At 63.1% G+C, this 16,985-nt stretch carries 13 protein-coding genes, 1 tRNA gene and 1 pseudogene; 14 read left to right on the top strand and 1 reads right to left on the bottom strand.

Features of this window, described 5'->3' with window-relative positions:
- From ASC87_RS31120 to rpoC, 10 genes and pseudogenes are all read left to right on the top strand, one after another.
- A pseudogene (locus ASC87_RS31120) lies at nucleotides 1-98 on the top strand (elongation factor Tu); the annotation flags it as partial.
- Nucleotides 99-117: 19 nt separating this feature from the next.
- Nucleotides 118-193 (top strand) — tRNA-Trp (locus ASC87_RS25675).
- A 151-nt stretch (nucleotides 194-344) separates the two neighbouring features.
- Nucleotides 345-728: a preprotein translocase subunit SecE gene (gene secE, locus ASC87_RS25670; protein ID WP_056669651.1), complete on the top strand. Its 384-nt coding sequence runs from the start codon at nucleotides 345-347 to the stop codon at nucleotides 726-728.
- 10 nt (nucleotides 729-738) lie between these two features.
- A complete protein-coding gene (gene nusG, locus ASC87_RS25665; protein WP_056669648.1) occupies nucleotides 739-1,323 on the top strand; it encodes a transcription termination/antitermination protein NusG in 585 nt (194 codons plus the stop codon).
- 172 nt (nucleotides 1,324-1,495) lie between these two features.
- A complete protein-coding gene (gene rplK, locus ASC87_RS25660) occupies nucleotides 1,496-1,927 on the top strand; it encodes a 50S ribosomal protein L11 (RefSeq protein WP_056669646.1) in 432 nt (143 codons plus the stop codon).
- 2 nt (nucleotides 1,928-1,929) lie between these two features.
- The gene (gene rplA, locus ASC87_RS25655; RefSeq protein WP_056669643.1) at nucleotides 1,930-2,637 is read left to right on the top strand and encodes a 50S ribosomal protein L1; all 708 of its coding nucleotides are present in this window, start codon (nucleotides 1,930-1,932) and stop codon (nucleotides 2,635-2,637) included.
- Nucleotides 2,638-2,927: 290 nt separating this feature from the next.
- Nucleotides 2,928-3,458, top strand: a complete 531-nt coding sequence (gene rplJ, locus ASC87_RS25650; RefSeq protein ID WP_056669640.1) for a 50S ribosomal protein L10 — start codon at nucleotides 2,928-2,930, stop codon at nucleotides 3,456-3,458.
- A 41-nt stretch (nucleotides 3,459-3,499) separates the two neighbouring features.
- On the top strand, nucleotides 3,500-3,874 hold the full coding sequence (gene rplL / locus ASC87_RS25645) for a 50S ribosomal protein L7/L12 (RefSeq protein WP_056669637.1): 375 nt from the start codon (nucleotides 3,500-3,502) through the stop codon (nucleotides 3,872-3,874).
- A gap of 323 nt (nucleotides 3,875-4,197) precedes the next feature.
- Entirely contained in the window at nucleotides 4,198-8,322 is a 4,125-nt protein-coding gene (gene rpoB / locus ASC87_RS25640; protein WP_056669634.1) for a DNA-directed RNA polymerase subunit beta, read from the top strand.
- Between the two features lie 11 nt (nucleotides 8,323-8,333).
- A complete protein-coding gene (gene rpoC / locus ASC87_RS25635; RefSeq protein WP_056669630.1) occupies nucleotides 8,334-12,557 on the top strand; it encodes a DNA-directed RNA polymerase subunit beta' in 4,224 nt (1,407 codons plus the stop codon).
- A gap of 58 nt (nucleotides 12,558-12,615) precedes the next feature.
- On the opposite strand, the gene ASC87_RS25630 is transcribed toward rpoC, so the two are convergent.
- Complete coding sequence (locus ASC87_RS25630) at nucleotides 12,616-13,077, bottom strand: putative toxin-antitoxin system toxin component, PIN family (RefSeq protein WP_235582289.1); 462 nt, start codon at nucleotides 13,075-13,077, stop codon at nucleotides 12,616-12,618.
- A 336-nt stretch (nucleotides 13,078-13,413) separates the two neighbouring features.
- On the opposite strand from ASC87_RS25630, the gene rpsL reads away from it, so the two are divergent.
- From rpsL to ASC87_RS25610, 4 genes are all read left to right on the top strand, one after another.
- Entirely contained in the window at nucleotides 13,414-13,791 is a 378-nt protein-coding gene (gene rpsL / locus ASC87_RS25625; protein WP_056669625.1) for a 30S ribosomal protein S12, read from the top strand.
- A 185-nt stretch (nucleotides 13,792-13,976) separates the two neighbouring features.
- Nucleotides 13,977-14,447 carry a 30S ribosomal protein S7 gene (gene rpsG / locus ASC87_RS25620; protein WP_056669623.1) on the top strand — a complete coding sequence of 157 codons (471 nt, stop codon included), beginning with the start codon at nucleotides 13,977-13,979 and terminating at the stop codon, nucleotides 14,445-14,447.
- Between the two features lie 71 nt (nucleotides 14,448-14,518).
- Entirely contained in the window at nucleotides 14,519-16,621 is a 2,103-nt protein-coding gene (gene fusA, locus ASC87_RS25615; RefSeq protein ID WP_056669620.1) for an elongation factor G, read from the top strand.
- A 221-nt stretch (nucleotides 16,622-16,842) separates the two neighbouring features.
- Nucleotides 16,843-16,985 (top strand): GTP-binding protein (locus tag ASC87_RS25610; RefSeq protein WP_235582290.1); only part of this gene is annotated, 143 nt, incomplete at its 3' end.

Below are 16,985 nucleotides of genomic sequence, written 5' to 3'. Positions count from 1 at the left end.
TGATCAACCCGATCGCGATGGAAGAAGGCCTGCGCTTCGCCATCCGTGAAGGTGGCCGCACCGTCGGCGCCGGCGTGGTTGCCAAGATCATCGCCTGATTTTCGATAGCTGTTCCACAGGGGTGTAGCTCAATTGGCAGAGCGCTGGTCTCCAAAACCAGAGGTTGTGGGTTCGATTCCCCCCGCCCCTGCCAGGTACGGGTCCTGAAGCCCGCAACTTGGTGAACACGCAGCCCGCACGGTGACATCACGCCGGCGGGCTTTGCTGCTGAAAGGCAGCCGTGTTTCGAGTGATCGGAAATGCCGGATGCCGGTGGTGAGCCTGTAACAATCTGACGAAGCGAAATGTCGAATCCGCAAATCGAAACGGTCTCTACCGGGGCCGACAAGGCCAAGCTCGCCGCGGCGGGTGTCCTGGTCATTGCCGCCGTGGCCGTGTTCTACGTCCTCGCCAAGCAGGACATGTGGATGCGCGTGGGCGCGCTGCTCGTGTTGCTGGCTGCCGCCGTCGCCACGTTTTTCGTGTCCGAGCCCGGCAAGCAGCTGATCGCCTTCGGCCGCGACTCCGTTCGCGAAGTGAAGAAGGTCGTCTGGCCCTCCCGCAAGGAAGCCGGGCAAATGACGCTCTACGTGTTCGCGTTCGTGGTCGTCATGGCCTTGTTCCTGTTTCTGACCGACAAAACGCTGGAATGGGTGCTGTACGACCTGATTCTCGGTTGGAAGCATTGAGGAAAGACTGATGACCGAAGACATCGTGACCACCGACGCCGCTGCTCCGGCACCTGCGCCTTCCAACAAGCGTTGGTACGTCGTCCACGCCTACTCGGGCATGGAAAAGGCCGTCGAGCGCAACCTGCGCGAGCGCATCGACCGCGCCGGCATGCAAGACAAGTTCGGCCGCATCCTGGTGCCGATGGAAGAAGTCGTCGAGCTCAAGAACGGCAAGAAAGCCGTCACCGAGCGCCGCTTCTACCCGGGCTATGTGCTGGTCGAGATGGAAATGGCCGATGACACCTGGCACCTGGTGAAGCACACCAGCAAGGTGACCGGCTTTGTCGGCGGCGCGAAGAACCGCCCGTCGCCCATCTCCGAAGCCGAAGTCGCGAAGATCGTCACCCAGATGCAAGAGGGTGTCGAGAAGCCGCGGCCCAAGGTCGAGTGGGAAGTGGGCGAAACCGTGCGCGTCAAGGAAGGCCCGTTCACGGACTTCAACGGCGCCGTGGAAGACGTCAACTACGACAAGTCCAAGGTCCGTGTGTCGGTCACCATCTTCGGCCGCGCCACGCCGGTCGAGCTGGACTTCTCGCAAGTCGAGAAGGTCTGACCCTCCTGTCCTGATCACGAGCCCGGCGGGAGGCTCGCAACGCCGGCAACGGCGCTGCCTTTCCCGCCCGTAGCCAGCCGTCGACGAGATGACGGCAAGAGGAGCAAAGGTAACCAGCCCTTTGCGTTAGCACTCAGGGGCCCGCAAGTCGGGCCTTCACTGGAGTTAGAGCATGGCAAAGAAAGTTGTCGGCTACATCAAGCTGCAAATTCCGGCGGGCAAAGCAAACCCGTCGCCCCCGGTCGGTCCGGCGCTGGGTCAGCGCGGCCTGAACATCATGGAGTTCTGCAAGGCGTTCAACGCCCAGACGCAGGGCATCGAACCGGGCCTGATGTTGCCCGTGGTGATCACCGCGTTCGCGGACAAGTCGTTCACCTTCGTCCTCAAGTCGCCGCCGGCGACCGTGCTGATCAAGAAGGCGATCAAGCTCGACAAGGGTTCCAGCACGCCGCACACCGTCAAGGTGGGCAAGCTGACCCGCGCGCAAGCTGAAGAAATCGTGAAGATGAAGCAGAAGGACCTGACGGCCGCCGATCTGGAAGCCGGGGTTCGCACGATCGCAGGTACCGCCCGTTCGATGGGCGTGACGGTGGAAGGGATCTGATCATGGCAAAGCTGACCAAGCGCCAAAAGGCCCTCGTGGGCAAGGTCGAGTCGACCAAGCTGTACCCGATCGACAACGCACTGGCCCTGGTGAAGGAATTCGCCACCGCCAAGTTCGACGAATCGATCGACGTGGCCGTCCAGCTCGGCATCGACGCCAAGAAGTCGGACCAAGTGGTCCGTGGTGCTGTCGTGCTGCCGAACGGCACCGGCAAGACCAAGCGTGTCGCCGTGTTCGCCCAAGGTGCCAAGGCTGAAGAAGCCCGCGCCGCTGGTGCTGACATCGTCGGCATGGAAGACCTGGCTGAACAAGTCAAGGCCGGCAAGATGGACTTCGACGTCGTGATCGCGTCCCCGGACACGATGCGTGTCGTGGGTACCCTCGGCCAGATCCTCGGCCCGCGCGGCCTGATGCCGAACCCGAAGGTCGGCACCGTGACGCCCGACGTCGCCCAAGCCGTTCGCAACGCGAAGGCCGGCCAGGTGCAGTTCCGTGTCGACAAGGCCGGCATCGTGCACTCGACCATCGGTCGCCGTTCGTTCGACTCCGACAAGCTGGTGGGCAACCTCCGCGCGCTCGTCGAAGCCCTGAACAAGGCCAAGCCGGCGTCGAGCAAGGGTGTGTACCTGCGCAAGGTCGCCGTGTCGTCGACGATGGGCGTTGGCGCCCGCGTCGATGTGGCGTCCATCGCCGCTGCCGCGTCGAACTGATCCGAATTGAAGGTTCGCGCGAGTCTGGCGCGAACCCGAGGAGTTTGGTGGGCCGGGCCTGGAGGCAACTCCGGGCCCGGGTCATCCAAGACCGCAGGTGCGGCGCAAGCCGCTTAATCCACGCAATGGTCCCGCAAGGGGCGGTTGGTGAGCCCGCGCAGATGGCGGTCCCGCTGAAAAGGAATGAATCCCCTGGATGGGTTCCTGGACAGAAGGTCGCTGAACTTGAGTGTGCCGGAGGGCGGTCCCGAAAGGGTTCGGCCAAAGGCACGAGATGTGAGGAGTAGACCTTGAGTCTCAATCGCAACGAGAAAGCAACCGTCGTGACGGATGTGGCGGCCCAAGCGGCCAAGTCGCAGACGCTCGCGCTGGCTGAGTACCGTGGCCTCACCGTCGCTCACCTGGACGCACTGCGCAAGCAGGCTCGCGAAAAGGGCGTGTACCTTCACGTGCTGAAGAACACCCTGGCTCGTCGCGCCGTTGCCGGTACGCCCTTCGAGGTGGCTTCGGAGAGCATGGTCGGCCCGCTGATCTACGGTTTTTCGGAAGACGCTGTCGCCGCGGCCAAAGTTATCGCTGACTTTGCCAAGGGCAACGACAAGCTCGTCGTCAAAGCAGGCGCTTTGAATGGCAAGGTCCTGACCGCCGATGGCGTGAAGGCCCTTGCCGCTGTGCCGTCGAAGGAAGTGCTGCTGACGCAGATCGCCGGGCTGCTCCAGTCCCCGATCGCGCGTTTCGCCCGCGCCCTCGTCGCCGTGGCGGACAAGAAGGGTGGCGGCGCCGAAGCGCCGGCAGCCGAAGAAGCCCCCGCTGCAGCCTGATCTTCCGATTCAACATTCACCTATCCATCTAGGAACCCAAAATGGCATTCGATAAAGACGCTTTCCTGTCCTCCCTGGACGCTATGTCCGTCCTCGAACTCAACGAACTGGTCAAGGCCATCGAAGAGAAGTTCGGCGTGTCGGCTGCAGCCGTGGCCGCCCCGGCTGGCGGCGGCGGTGCTGCTGCTGCTGTCGTTGAAGAGAAGACCGAATTCAACGTCGTGCTGCTCGAAGCCGGCGCGAACAAGGTGTCGGTCATCAAGGCCGTGCGCGAACTGACGGGCCTGGGCCTCAAGGAAGCCAAGGACCTGGTCGACGGCGCTCCGAAGAACGTCAAGGAAGCCATCGCCAAGGCCGACGCCGAAGCCGCAGTCAAGAAGCTGGTGGAAGCCGGCGCCAAGGCAGAACTCAAGTAATTGCGTTCTGTGCAGGGGGCTGGGTGCCGACAAGGCCCCCAGCCTTTTGTGCTTCCAGGGGGCAGGCTCTGTCAAGGGTCTTTTCCCTGGGAGAACACCTGAAAAAGCCTTTCGATTGACAATCAAAGGCTTTTTCAAGTGTTCTCTGATCCGACTGCAGAGAACGGGTTTGGTCGGGCCTCGGTGCAATGCCGGGGTTGTCCGCCAGCGGTTGGTAGTGGCCAACCACCAAGCTTCGAACGCAAGGTTCGAAAGACAGTCGCCTTCGGGGACGGAGCCCTGGGCCCGGGCATCGTTCCCTGAGACGGAGTGAGAAATCACATATGGCGCAGCAAACAACCCCCTACAGCTATACCGAGCGCAAGCGAATCCGCAAGAGCTTCGGTAAACGCGAAAATGTCTTGAACGTCCCCTATCTGCTGACGATGCAGAAGGAGTCGTACGTTGCTTTCCTGCAAAAGGACATTCCTCCGCAGAAGCGCAAGCCCGAGGGCCTGCAGGCCGCGTTCATCTCCGCGTTCCCCATTGTTTCCCACAATGGCTTCGTCGAGATGAAATTCATCGAGTTCAACATGGCCAAACCCGCGTTCGACACGCGGGAGTGCCAGCTGCGCGGGCTCACCTACGCGGCGGCCGTGCGCGCCAAGCTCCAGATGATCATCTATGACCGTGAATCGCCCCAGGCGAAGACCGTCAAGGAGATCAAGGAGCAAGAGGTCTACATGGGCGAAGTGCCCCTGATGACCGACTACGGCTCCTTCATCGTGAACGGCACCGAGCGCGTCATCGTGTCGCAGCTGCACCGTTCGCCGGGCGTGTTCTTCGAACACGACAAGGGCAAGACCCACTCGAGCGGCAAGCTGCTGTTCTCGGCGCGGATCATCCCTTACCGTGGCTCGTGGCTCGACTTCGAATTCGACCCGAAGGACATCCTGTACTTCCGCGTCGACCGTCGCCGCAAGATGCCCGTGACGATCCTGCTGAAGGCCATCGGCCTGAATCCGGAATCGATCCTCGCGCACTTCTTCGTGTTCGACAATTTCCGCTTGATGGACTCCGGTGCCCAGATGGAGTTTGTCGCGGACCGCCTCCGTGGCGAAATTGCCCGATTCGACATCACCGACAAAAACGGCGCCGTCGTGGTCGAAAAGGACAAGCGCATCACGGCGCGCCACACGCGCCAGATCGAACAGTCGGAAACCCAGTTCATCAGCGTGCCCGAGGACTTCCTCGTGGGCCGCGTGGTGGCACGCAACATGGTCGACCCGGACACGGGCGAGATCATCGCGAAGGCCAACGACGAACTGACCGAGATGTTGCTGAAGAAGCTGCGTCAGTCGGGTGTGAAGGACCTCCAGTGCCTGTACACCAACGAGCTGGACGAAGGTGCCTACATCTCGCAGACGCTGTCGACCGATGAAACGGCCGACCAGCTGGCCGCGCGCGTTGCCATCTACCGCATGATGCGCCCTGGCGAACCGCCCACCGAAGACGCCGTCGAGGCCCTCTTCAACCGGCTGTTCTACAACGCCGACACGTACGACCTGTCGCGCGTGGGCCGCATGAAGTTCAACGCCCGCGTGGGCCGCGACACCGCTGACGGTCCCATGACCCTCAGCAACGACGACATCCTCGACGTGGTGAAGATCCTCGTCGAACTGCGCAACGGCCGCGGCGAAGTGGACGACATCGACCACCTCGGCAACCGCCGTGTGCGTTGTGTCGGCGAACTGGCCGAGAACCAGTACCGCAGCGGCCTCGCCCGCATCGAGAAGGCCGTCAAGGAACGCCTCGGCCAGGCCGAGACCGAAGCGCTGATGCCGCACGACCTGATCAACTCCAAGCCGATCTCCGCGGCGCTCAAGGAGTTCTTCGGTGCGTCGCAGCTGTCGCAGTTCATGGACCAGACCAACCCGCTCTCCGAGATCACGCACAAGCGCCGTGTCTCGGCCCTGGGCCCGGGCGGCCTGACCCGCGAACGTGCCGGCTTCGAAGTCCGTGACGTGCACCCGACCCACTACGGCCGCGTGTGCCCGATCGAAACGCCTGAAGGCCCGAACATCGGCCTGATCAACTCGCTCGCGCTGTACGCCCAGCTGAACGAATACGGCTTCCTCGAGACGCCGTACCGTCGCGTGACCGAAGGCAAGGTGACCAACCAGATCGACTACCTGTCGGCCATCGAGGAAGGCAAGTACGTCATCGCCCAGGCCAGCGCCACGCTGGACGGTGAAGGCCGCCTGATCGACGAACTGGTGAGCGCCCGTGACAACGGCGAATCGGTGCTGACCTCGGCCGAGCGCATCCAGTACATGGACGTCGCCCCCACCCAGATCGTGTCGGTTGCCGCCTCGCTCGTGCCGTTCCTCGAGCACGACGATGCGAACCGCGCACTGATGGGCGCCAACATGCAGCGCCAGGCTGTGCCTACCCTGCGTCCTGAAAAGGCGCTGGTCGGTACCGGTGTGGAACGCGTGGCCGCGAAAGACTCCGGCACCGTCGTGGCAGCCCGCCGCGGTGGTGTGGTGGACTACGTCGACACCAACCGCATCGTGATCCGTGTCAATGACAAGGAAACGGTCGCGGGTGAAGTCGGCGTCGACATCTACAACCTGATCAAGTACCAGCGTTCCAACCAGAACACGAACATCCACCAGCGCCCGATCGTCAAGCGCGGTGACCTGGTCGCGGCGGAAGACATCATCGCCGACGGCGCGTCCACCGACATCGGCGAACTGGCCCTCGGCCAGAACATGCTGGTCGCGTTCATGCCCTGGAACGGCTACAACTTCGAAGACTCGATCCTGATCAGCGAACGTGTCATCGCCGAAGACCGCTACACCTCGATCCACATCGAGGAACTGGTGGTGATGGCGCGCGACACCAAGCTCGGCTCCGAGGAAATCACGCGCGACATCCCGAACCTGAGCGAGCAGCAACTGGCCCGCCTGGACGAATCGGGCATCGTGTACGTGGGTGCCGAAGTGAACCCGGGCGACACGCTGGTGGGCAAGGTCACGCCGAAGGGCGAGACCACGCTGACGCCGGAAGAGAAGCTGCTTCGCGCCATCTTCGGCGAGAAGGCTTCCGACGTGAAGGACACGTCGCTGCGTGTCGACCAAGGCACGAGCGGCACCGTCATCGACGTGCAGGTCTTCACCCGTGAAGGCATCGTCCGCGACAAGCGCGCCCAGCAGATCATCGACGATGAACTCAAGCGCTACCGCCTCGACCTGAACGACCAGCTGCGCATCGTGGAAGCCGACGCGTTCGACCGGATCGAGAAGCTCCTGGTCGGCCGCATCGCCAACGGCGGTCCGCAGAAGATCGTCAAGGGCACCGCCATCGACAAGCCGTACCTGGCCAGCGTCGAGCGTTACCACTGGTTCGACATCCGTCCGTCGGAAGACGACATCGCCAACCAACTCGAGTCCATCAAGAACTCGCTGGAGCAGACGCGCCACAGCTTCGACCTCGCGTTCGAAGAAAAGCGCAAGAAGCTCACGCAAGGCGACGAGCTGCCCGCGGGCGTGCTCAAGATGGTCAAGGTGTACCTGGCCGTCAAGCGCCGCCTGCAGCCTGGCGACAAGATGGCCGGCCGTCACGGCAACAAGGGTGTGGTCTCCAAGATCAACCCGGTCGAAGACATGCCCTACATGGCCGATGGCACCCCGTGCGACATCGTGCTGAACCCGCTGGGCGTGCCGTCGCGGATGAACGTCGGGCAGGTGCTCGAGGTTCACCTCGGCTGGGCCGGCAAGGGCATCGGCCAGCGCATCGGCAACCTGCTGCAGGAACAGGCGAAGGTCTCCGAGCTGCGTTCGTTCCTCGACGAGCTGTACAACAAGTCGGGCGGCAAGACCGAGCGCCTGGATCACCTGAGCGATGCCGAGATCCTCGAGATGTCGCGCAACCTGACCAAGGGCGTGCCGTTCGCGACGCCGGTGTTCGACGGTGCGAAGGAAGAAGAGATCCGCGGCATGCTCAAGCTGGCCTACCCGGACGACATCGCCAAGGCCAAGGGCCTGACCGATACGCGCACCCAGGCCCAGCTGTACGACGGCCGCACCGGTGACGCCTTCGAGCGCCCCGTCACGATCGGCTACATGCACGTGCTCAAGCTGCACCACTTGGTCGACGACAAGATGCACGCCCGTTCCACCGGCCCGTACTCGCTGGTCACGCAACAACCGCTGGGCGGCAAGGCCCAGTTCGGTGGTCAGCGGTTCGGCGAAATGGAAGTGTGGGCCCTGGAAGCCTACGGCGCGTCCTACGTGCTGCAGGAAATGCTGACCGTGAAGTCCGACGACGTGAACGGCCGCACCAAGGTGTACGAGAGCATCGTCAAGGGCGAGCACGCCATCGAAGCCGGCATGCCGGAGTCGTTCAACGTGCTGGTCAAAGAGATCCGTTCGCTCGGTATCGACATTGAACTCGAGCGCAACTAAAGGAGAGATGTATGAAGGGTTTGCTTGATCTCTTCCGCCAGTTCACCCCTGATGAGCATTTCGATGCCATCAAGATCGGACTGGCTTCCCCCGAGAAAATTCGGTCGTGGTCCTTCGGCGAAGTCAAGAAGCCGGAGACCATCAACTACCGCACGTTCAAGCCCGAGCGTGACGGCCTGTTCTGCGCCAAGATCTTCGGCCCGATCAAGGACTACGAGTGCCTGTGCGGCAAGTACAAGCGCCTGAAGCACCGTGGCGTGATCTGCGAGAAGTGCGGCGTTGAAGTCACGCAGACCAAGGTTCGCCGCGAGCGCATGGGTCACATCGACCTGGCCGCGCCCTGCGCGCACATCTGGTTCCTGAAGTCGCTGCCGTCGCGCCTGGGCCTCGTGCTCGACATGACGCTGCGCGACATCGAGCGCGTGCTGTACTTCGAAGCGTACGTGGTGGTGGACCCGGGCATGACCCCGCTGAAGAAGTTCAGCATCATGTCCGAAGACGACTACGACCAGAAGCGCACGGAATTCGGCGACGAATTCATCGCGCTGATGGGCGCCGAAGGCGTGCAGAAGCTGCTCGCCGAGATCGACCTCGACATCGAGGCCGAACGCCTGCGCGGCGACATGACCGGCTCCGAGCTGAAGGTCAAGAAGAACTCCAAGCGCCTGAAGGTGATGGAAGCCTTCAAGAAGTCGGGCATCAAGCCGCAGTGGATGGTGATGAACGTGCTGCCCGTGCTGCCGCCGGACCTGCGTCCGCTGGTGCCGCTGGACGGCGGCCGTTTCGCCACGTCGGACCTGAACGACCTCTACCGTCGTGTCATCAACCGCAACAACCGCCTGGCCCGCCTGCTCGAGCTGAAGGCGCCCGAGATCATCGTGCGCAACGAAAAGCGCATGCTGCAGGAAGCCGTCGACTCGCTGCTCGACAACGGCCGCCGCGGCAAGGCGATGACCGGTGCGAACAAGCGCGCGCTGAAGTCGCTCGCCGACATGATCAAGGGCAAGAGCGGCCGCTTCCGCCAGAACTTGCTGGGCAAGCGCGTCGACTACTCTGGCCGTTCGGTCATCGTGGTGGGCCCCACGCTCAAGCTGCACCAGTGCGGCCTGCCGAAGCTGATGGCGCTCGAGCTGTTCAAGCCGTTCATCTTCTCGCGCCTGGAAGCCATGGGCATTGCCACCACCATCAAGGCGGCGAAGAAGGAAGTGGAATCGGGCACGCCGGTGGTGTGGGACATCCTTGAAGAAGTCATCAAGGAACACCCGGTCATGCTGAACCGCGCGCCGACGCTGCACCGCCTGGGCATCCAGGCGTTCGAGCCGGTGCTGATCGAAGGCAAGGCCATCCAGCTGCACCCGCTCGTCTGCGCGGCCTTCAACGCCGACTTCGACGGTGACCAGATGGCCGTCCACGTGCCGCTGTCCATTGAAGCGCAGATGGAAGCCCGCACGCTGATGCTGGCCTCCAACAACGTGCTGTTCCCGGCCAACGGCGAACCGTCGATCGTGCCGTCGCAAGACGTGGTGCTGGGCCTGTACTACGCCACGCGCGAGCGCATCAACGGCAAGGGCGAAGGCATCATCTTCTCCGACGTGATCGAAGTGCAGCGCGCACTCGACAACGCGCAGGTGGAAGTCACCGCGAAGATCAGCGTGCGCCTGACCGAGTGGACGAAGGACAAGGAAACCGGCGAGTTCGTGCCGGAGACCAAGCTCGTCGACACCACCGTGGGCCGTGCCCTGTTGAGCGAGATCCTGCCGAAGGGCCTGCCGTTCTCGAACATCAACAAGGCGCTGAAGAAGAAGGAAATCTCGCGCCTGATCAACACCTCGTTCCGCAAGTGCGGTCTGAAGGAAACGGTCGTGTTCGCCGACAAGCTGCTCCAGTCGGGCTTCCGCCTGGCCACGCGCGCCGGCATCTCGATCGCGATCGACGACATGCTCGTGCCGAAGGAAAAGCACATGCTGATCGAGCGCGCCGAGAAGGAAGTGAAAGAGATCGAGCAGCAGTACGTCTCGGGTCTCGTGACCGCCGGCGAACGCTACAACAAGGTCGTGGACATCTGGGGCAAGACCGGCGACGAAGTCGGCAAGGTCATGATGAGCCAGCTGTCCAAGCAGAAGACCATCGACCGCCACGGCAACACCGTGGACCAGGAGTCGTTCAACTCCATCTACATGATGGCCGACTCCGGTGCCCGCGGTTCCGCCGCGCAGATCCGCCAGCTGGCCGGCATGCGGGGCCTGATGGCCAAGCCTGACGGCTCGATCATCGAGACCCCCATCACGGCGAACTTCCGTGAAGGCCTGAACGTTCTGCAGTACTTCATTTCCACCCACGGCGCCCGGAAGGGTCTCGCGGACACGGCACTGAAGACCGCGAACTCGGGCTACCTGACCCGCCGTCTCGTCGACGTGACCCAGGATCTGGTGGTCACCGAAGACGACTGCGGCACCCAGAACGGCATGAACATGCGCGCGCTGGTCGAGGGCGGCGAAGTCATCGAAAGCCTGCGCGACCGCATCCTCGGCCGCGTGACCGCGATCGAAGTGCAGCACCCGGAAACGGGTGAGGTGCTGCTGCCGCCGGGCAGGATGCTCGACGAAGACACGCTGGACGGCCTCGAAGCCGCCGGCGTCGACGAAGTCAAGGTGCGCACGGCGCTCACCTGCGACACGCGTTTCGGCCTCTGCGGCCGCTGCTACGGCCGCGACCTGGGCCGTGGCGGCCTCGTGAACCGCGGCGAAGCCGTGGGTGTGATCGCGGCACAGTCGATCGGCGAGCCGGGCACGCAGCTGACGATGCGCACGTTCCACATCGGTGGTGCGGCGTCGCGTGCGGCGGTGGCTTCGAGCGTCGATGCGAAGTCGGACGGCATCATCGGCTTCAACGCCACGATGCGGTACGTGACGAACGGCAAGGGCGACCTGGTGGTGATTTCGCGTTCCGGCGAAATCGTCGTCTCGGACCCGCACGGCCGCGAGCGCGAACGCCACAAGGTGCCGTACGGCGCCGTGCTGAACATCAAGGCCGACCAGCAGATCAAGGCTGGCCTGGTGCTCGCCACGTGGGATCCGCTGACCCGCCCGATCATCACCGAGTTCGCCGGCCGTGCCGTCTTCGAGAACGTCGAAGAAGGCCTGACCGTGGCGAAGCAGCTCGACGAAGTGACCGGCCTGTCGACCCTGGTCGTCATCGACGCGAAGCGCCGTGGTGCACTGAAGGTGGTTCGTCCGCAGGTCAAGCTGCTCGACCCGTCGGGCAACGAAGTGAAGATCCCGGGCACCGACCACTCGGTGACCATCGGCTTCCCGGTGGGCTCGCTGATCCAGATCCGCGACGGCCAGGACCTGGCGCCGGGTGAAGTGCTGGCACGGATCCCGGTCGAAGGCCAGAAGACCCGTGACATCACCGGCGGTCTGCCGCGCGTGGCCGAACTGTTCGAGGCGCGCACGCCGAAGGACAAGGGCACGCTGGCCGAGATGACCGGCACGGTGTCGTTCGGCAAGGAGACCAAGGGCAAGGTTCGCCTGCAGATCACCGATCCGGAAGGCAAGGTCTACGAGGAACTCGTCGCCAAGGAAAAGAACATCCTGGTGCACGAAGGCCAGGTGGTCAACAAGGGCGAATCCATCGTCGACGGTCCGGCGGACCCGCAGGACATCCTGCGCCTGCTGGGCATCGAGGAACTGGCGCGCTACATCGTCGACGAAGTGCAGGACGTGTACCGCCTGCAGGGTGTGAAGATCAACGACAAGCACATCGAGGTGATCGTTCGCCAGATGCTGCGCCGCGTCCAGATCGTCGACCCGGGTGACAGCACCTACATCGCCAACGAACAAGTGGAGCGTTCGGAACTGCTCGACACGAACGACCGCCTGCGTTCGGAAGGCAAGCTGATCGCCACCCACAGCGACGTGCTGCTGGGCATCACGAAGGCGTCGCTGTCCACCGACAGCTTCATCTCCGCGGCGTCCTTCCAGGAAACCACGCGCGTGCTCACCGAGGCTGCCATCATGGGCAAGCGCGACGAGCTGCGTGGCCTGAAGGAAAACGTCATCGTGGGTCGCCTGATCCCCGCCGGCACCGGCATGGCCTTCCACGACGCCCGCAAGGTCAAGGAAGAGCTGGACGACGCCGAGCGCCGTGCGATCTCGCTGGCGGAAGCCGCCGAGTTCGCTTCGGCCGACTCGATCGACACGACGGCGGACGCCACGCCGGACGCGTCCGAGTAAGCGCCTGCTTCCGTTCGATCAAAAGGGTGGCTTCGGCCACCCTTTTTTTCGGCCCGCCTCAGGCGCCAGGATCCACCCAACGCTCCGGCGTGGTGAAGGTCACCCCCAGCGCCGCGGCCCGTTTGCCCAGTTTCAACACCGCCCGGTCGCGTGAGATCAACCAGCGGGCTTGGTGCAAGGCCAGGTCGATGAACTTCTGGTCGTCGGTGTCGGTGCACCGCAGCCGCGGCACGAGCGTGGGCAACGGCGGTTCGACCAGCCGGGCGAGGCGACTCCAGGTGGCTTCGATCTGCTCCCGGTTCGGAGAGTAGGCGCTCGCCACGCCGCGAGACAGTACGTGCGCGAGCTCGTCACGCATTGCGATGGTGGCAATCCACTGCAGCCGACCGCCCTCCAGTGCCGCCACCAGTGGGGCACAGCCCGGGTTGCGGAACACCAGCCAGTCGAAGATGACGTTGGTGTCGAGCACGACGGCCGGTGGGCTGGGCAATGGCGGGGACGGGGACAGGGGAAGTGACACGGTGGCGGCAGCGCGACAAAATCACGCATCGGGTTGCGAAAAGTTGGGTCAACACAGGGCGCCAGCGCACGGGAATCCTCGGGAAGCCCCGGGGTTGCTTGCGGCACTTTGCCCCCAGCCATATAATCGCAGGCTTTTCAGCAGATTTTGCTGCGCTCTTTGTCGGGCGGCTCACCGCAATCGCTTGCGGCTTCGGGCTGACTTCCGGGTTTCAACGCCCGGCGAAGGCTCGGCATTCTGATGGGAAAGACAAGCTCAAAGCGCCTCCAGCCACGCTGAACCTCCGGTTCGGTGTCTGTGGGCGCCGTGTGACTTCAAACGGGAACAAGTTACCAAATGCCTACTATCAACCAACTCGTGCGTCACGGTCGCGAGACCGAGGTCACGAAGTCCAAATCGCCGGCGCTGCAGGGTGGCCCCCAGCGCCGTGGCGTGTGCACTCGCGTGTACACCACGACGCCGAAGAAGCCGAACTCTGCGCTCCGCAAGGTCGCCAAGGTTCGCCTCACCAACGGCTTCGAAATCATTTCCTACATCGGTGGCGAAGGCCACAACCTCCAGGAACACAGCGTCGTGCTGGTTCGTGGCGGCCGGGTGAAGGACTTGCCGGGTGTGCGTTACCACATCGTGCGCGGTTCGCTCGACTTGCAAGGCGTGAAAGACCGCAAGCAGTCGCGTTCCAAGTACGGCGCGAAGCGCCCGAAGAAGGCCTGATCGTCAAAGGCCTTGGGATCCGCATCGGATCCGTTGTGAGCGGAAAATCAAGTTGTCACGGTGGAGCGTCAAGCTCGCTGTGATTGTGGTGAGCCCCTCGTGGCCGCCAAGTAAGTGGGCATCCGGAGCGTGGGTGTCCGCGGTGCAGCGGAAACGCAGCACCAACTGAAGCTGAAGGAAGAGAAATGCCTCGTCGTCGCGAAGTCCCCAAACGGGAAATCCTGCCTGATCCGAAGTTCGGGTCCATCGATCTGTCCAAGTTCATGAACGTCATCATGGAATCGGGCAAGAAGGCCGTTGCTGAACGCATCATCTACGGTGCGCTGGAGCAGGTCGAAAAGAAGTCGGGCAAGGACCCGCTCGAAATCTTCACGGTCGCGCTGAACAACATCAAGCCGATGGTCGAAGTGAAGTCACGCCGCGTTGGCGGTGCGAACTACCAAGTTCCCGTGGAAGTTCGTCCCGTCCGCCGCGTGGCCCTGGCCATGCGCTGGTTGAAGGAATCCGCCCGCAAGCGCGGCGAAAAGTCGATGGCCCAGCGCCTCGCGAACGAGCTGCTCGAAGCCGTCGAAGGCCGTGGTGGTGCGATGAAGAAGCGCGACGAAGTGCACCGCATGGCTGAAGCCAACAAGGCCTTCTCTCACTTCCGCTTCTAAATTTTTAGTCCCGACGCAGCCCGTTCGGCCTTTTTGGCCGCCGGGCGCGTTTCAGTTTCTGGAGTGCCACCATGGCCCGCAAGACCCCCATCGAGCGCTATCGCAACATCGGCATCTCGGCGCACATCGACGCCGGCAAGACCACGACGACCGAGCGCATCCTGTACTACACCGGTGTGAACCACAAGATCGGTGAGGTGCACGACGGCGCCGCAACGATGGACTGGATGGAGCAGGAGCAGGAGCGTGGCATCACGATCACCTCCGCGGCGACCACCTGCTTCTGGAAGGGCATGGAACTGAACCATCCCGAGCACCGCATCAACATCATCGACACCCCCGGGCACGTCGACTTCACCATCGAGGTGGAGCGTTCGATGCGCGTGCTGGACGGTGCCTGCATGGTGTACTGCGCCGTGGGTGGTGTGCAACCGCAGTCGGAAACCGTTTGGCGCCAGGCCAACAAGTACAAGGTTCCCCGTCTCGCGTTCGTCAACAAGATGGACCGCACGGGCGCGAACTTCTACAAGGTCTACGACCAGATGAAGGTTCGCCTGCGCGCGAACCCGGTTCCCGTCGTGCTGCCGATCGGCGCCGAAGAGAACTTCACGGGCGTGATCGACCTCATCAAGATGAAGGCCATCATCTGGGACGAAGCGTCCCAGGGCATGAAGTTCAACTACGAAGAGATCCCGGCCGACCTGCTCGCCGAAGCCAAGAAATGGCGCGAGAACCTCATCGAAGCCGCTGCAGAGTCCAGCGAAGAGATGATGAACAAGTACCTCGAATCGGGCGAACTGTCCGAAGACGAGATCAAGCTGGGCATCCGCACGCGCACCATCGCTGCTGAAATCCAGCCGATGTTCTGCGGCACCGCCTTCAAGAACAAGGGCGTGCAGCGCATGCTCGACGGCGTGATCGACTTCATGCCGTCCCCGATCGACATCCCGCCGGTTCCTGGCACCGATGATGACGAGAAGGAAGTCACCCGCCGTGCTGCGGACGACGAGAAGTTCGCCGCGCTGGCATTCAAGCTGATGACCGACCCGTACGTCGGCCAGCTGACGTTCGTTCGCGTGTACTCGGGCGTGCTGAAGTCGGGCGACTCGGTCTACAACCCGATCCGCGGCAAGAAAGAGCGCATCGGCCGGATCCTGCAGATGCACGCCAACCAGCGTGAAGAAATCAAGGAAATTCTGGCCGGCGACATCGCCGCCTGCGTGGGCCTGAAGGAAGTCACCACGGGCGAAACCCTGTGCGACCCGGACGCCATCATCACGCTGGAAAAGATGATCTTCCCGGAGCCGGTGATCTCGCAGGCCGTCGAGCCGAAGACCAAGGCCGACCAGGAAAAGATGGGCATCGCCCTCGGCCGCCTGGCCCAGGAAGACCCGTCGTTCCGCGTGCGCACCGACGAAGAGTCGGGCCAGACCATCATTTCCGGCATGGGCGAGCTCCACCTGGAAATCATCGTCGACCGCATGAAGCGCGAATTCGGCGTGGAAGCCAACGTCGGCAAACCGCAAGTGGCCTACCGCGAAACCATCCGCAAGGCGGTGTCGGACATCGAAGGCAAGTTCGTTCGCCAGTCGGGCGGCAAGGGCCAGTACGGCCACGTCGTGCTGAAGATCGAACCGCAAGAGCCGGGCAAGGGCTTCGAGTTCGTCGACGCCATCAAGGGTGGTGTGGTGCCGCGCGAATTCATCCCCGCTGTCAAGAAGGGCGTGGAAGACTCGCTGCCGAACGGCGTGCTGGCCGGCTACCCGGTCGTGGACGTGAAGGTCACGCTGACCTTCGGTTCGTACCACGAAGTGGACTCGAACGAAAACGCGTTCAAGATGGCCGCCTCGCTGGGCTTCAAGGACGGCTGCCGCAAGGCCACGCCGGTGATCCTCGAGCCGATGATGGCCGTGGAAGTGGAAACGCCGGAAGACTACGCCGGCAACGTGATGGGCGACCTGTCGTCCCGTCGCGGCATGGTGCAAGGCATGGACGACATGCCTGGTGGCGGCAAGTCGATCAAGGCCGAAGTGCCTTTGTCGGAAATGTTCGGCTACTCCACCACGCTGCGCTCGATGTCGCAAGGCCGCGCCACGTACACGATGGAGTTCAAGCACTACGCCGAAGCTCCGAAGAACGTGGTCGACGCGATCATCACCGCTCGCGCGAAGTGATCCAAGGGGGCTGAAGGGCCCCCGGGATCACCCCGGCGGAGGCCGGGGTCCCGAACGGACAACGAAGAAAACAACGAAAGTCCGGCACCCGCCGGACCTTCGCGCTAGAACCAAGCCGGTCTTCGGTCAGGTGCCGTGTGCTGCCAGTGGCACACGAGTCAACACCCGGACGGAGACCTTAAACATCGCACTGGCACTGCTCTTTTTCTGGAGATTCTGAAATGGCAAAAGGTAAATTCGAACGGACCAAGCCGCACGTCAACGTCGGCACCATCGGTCACGTGGACCATGGCAAGACGACGCTGACCGCCGCGATCACGACGGTGCTGAGCAAGGCCTTCGGCGGTGAAGCCAAGGCCTACGA

The sequence above is a fragment of the Rhizobacter sp. Root1221 genome, from assembly GCF_001425785.1.
Lineage (GTDB): Bacteria > Pseudomonadota > Gammaproteobacteria > Burkholderiales > Burkholderiaceae_C > Rhizobacter.
The sequence above is the reverse complement of the archived record's forward strand: the minus strand, read 5'-3'. Positions and strand labels throughout refer to the sequence as shown.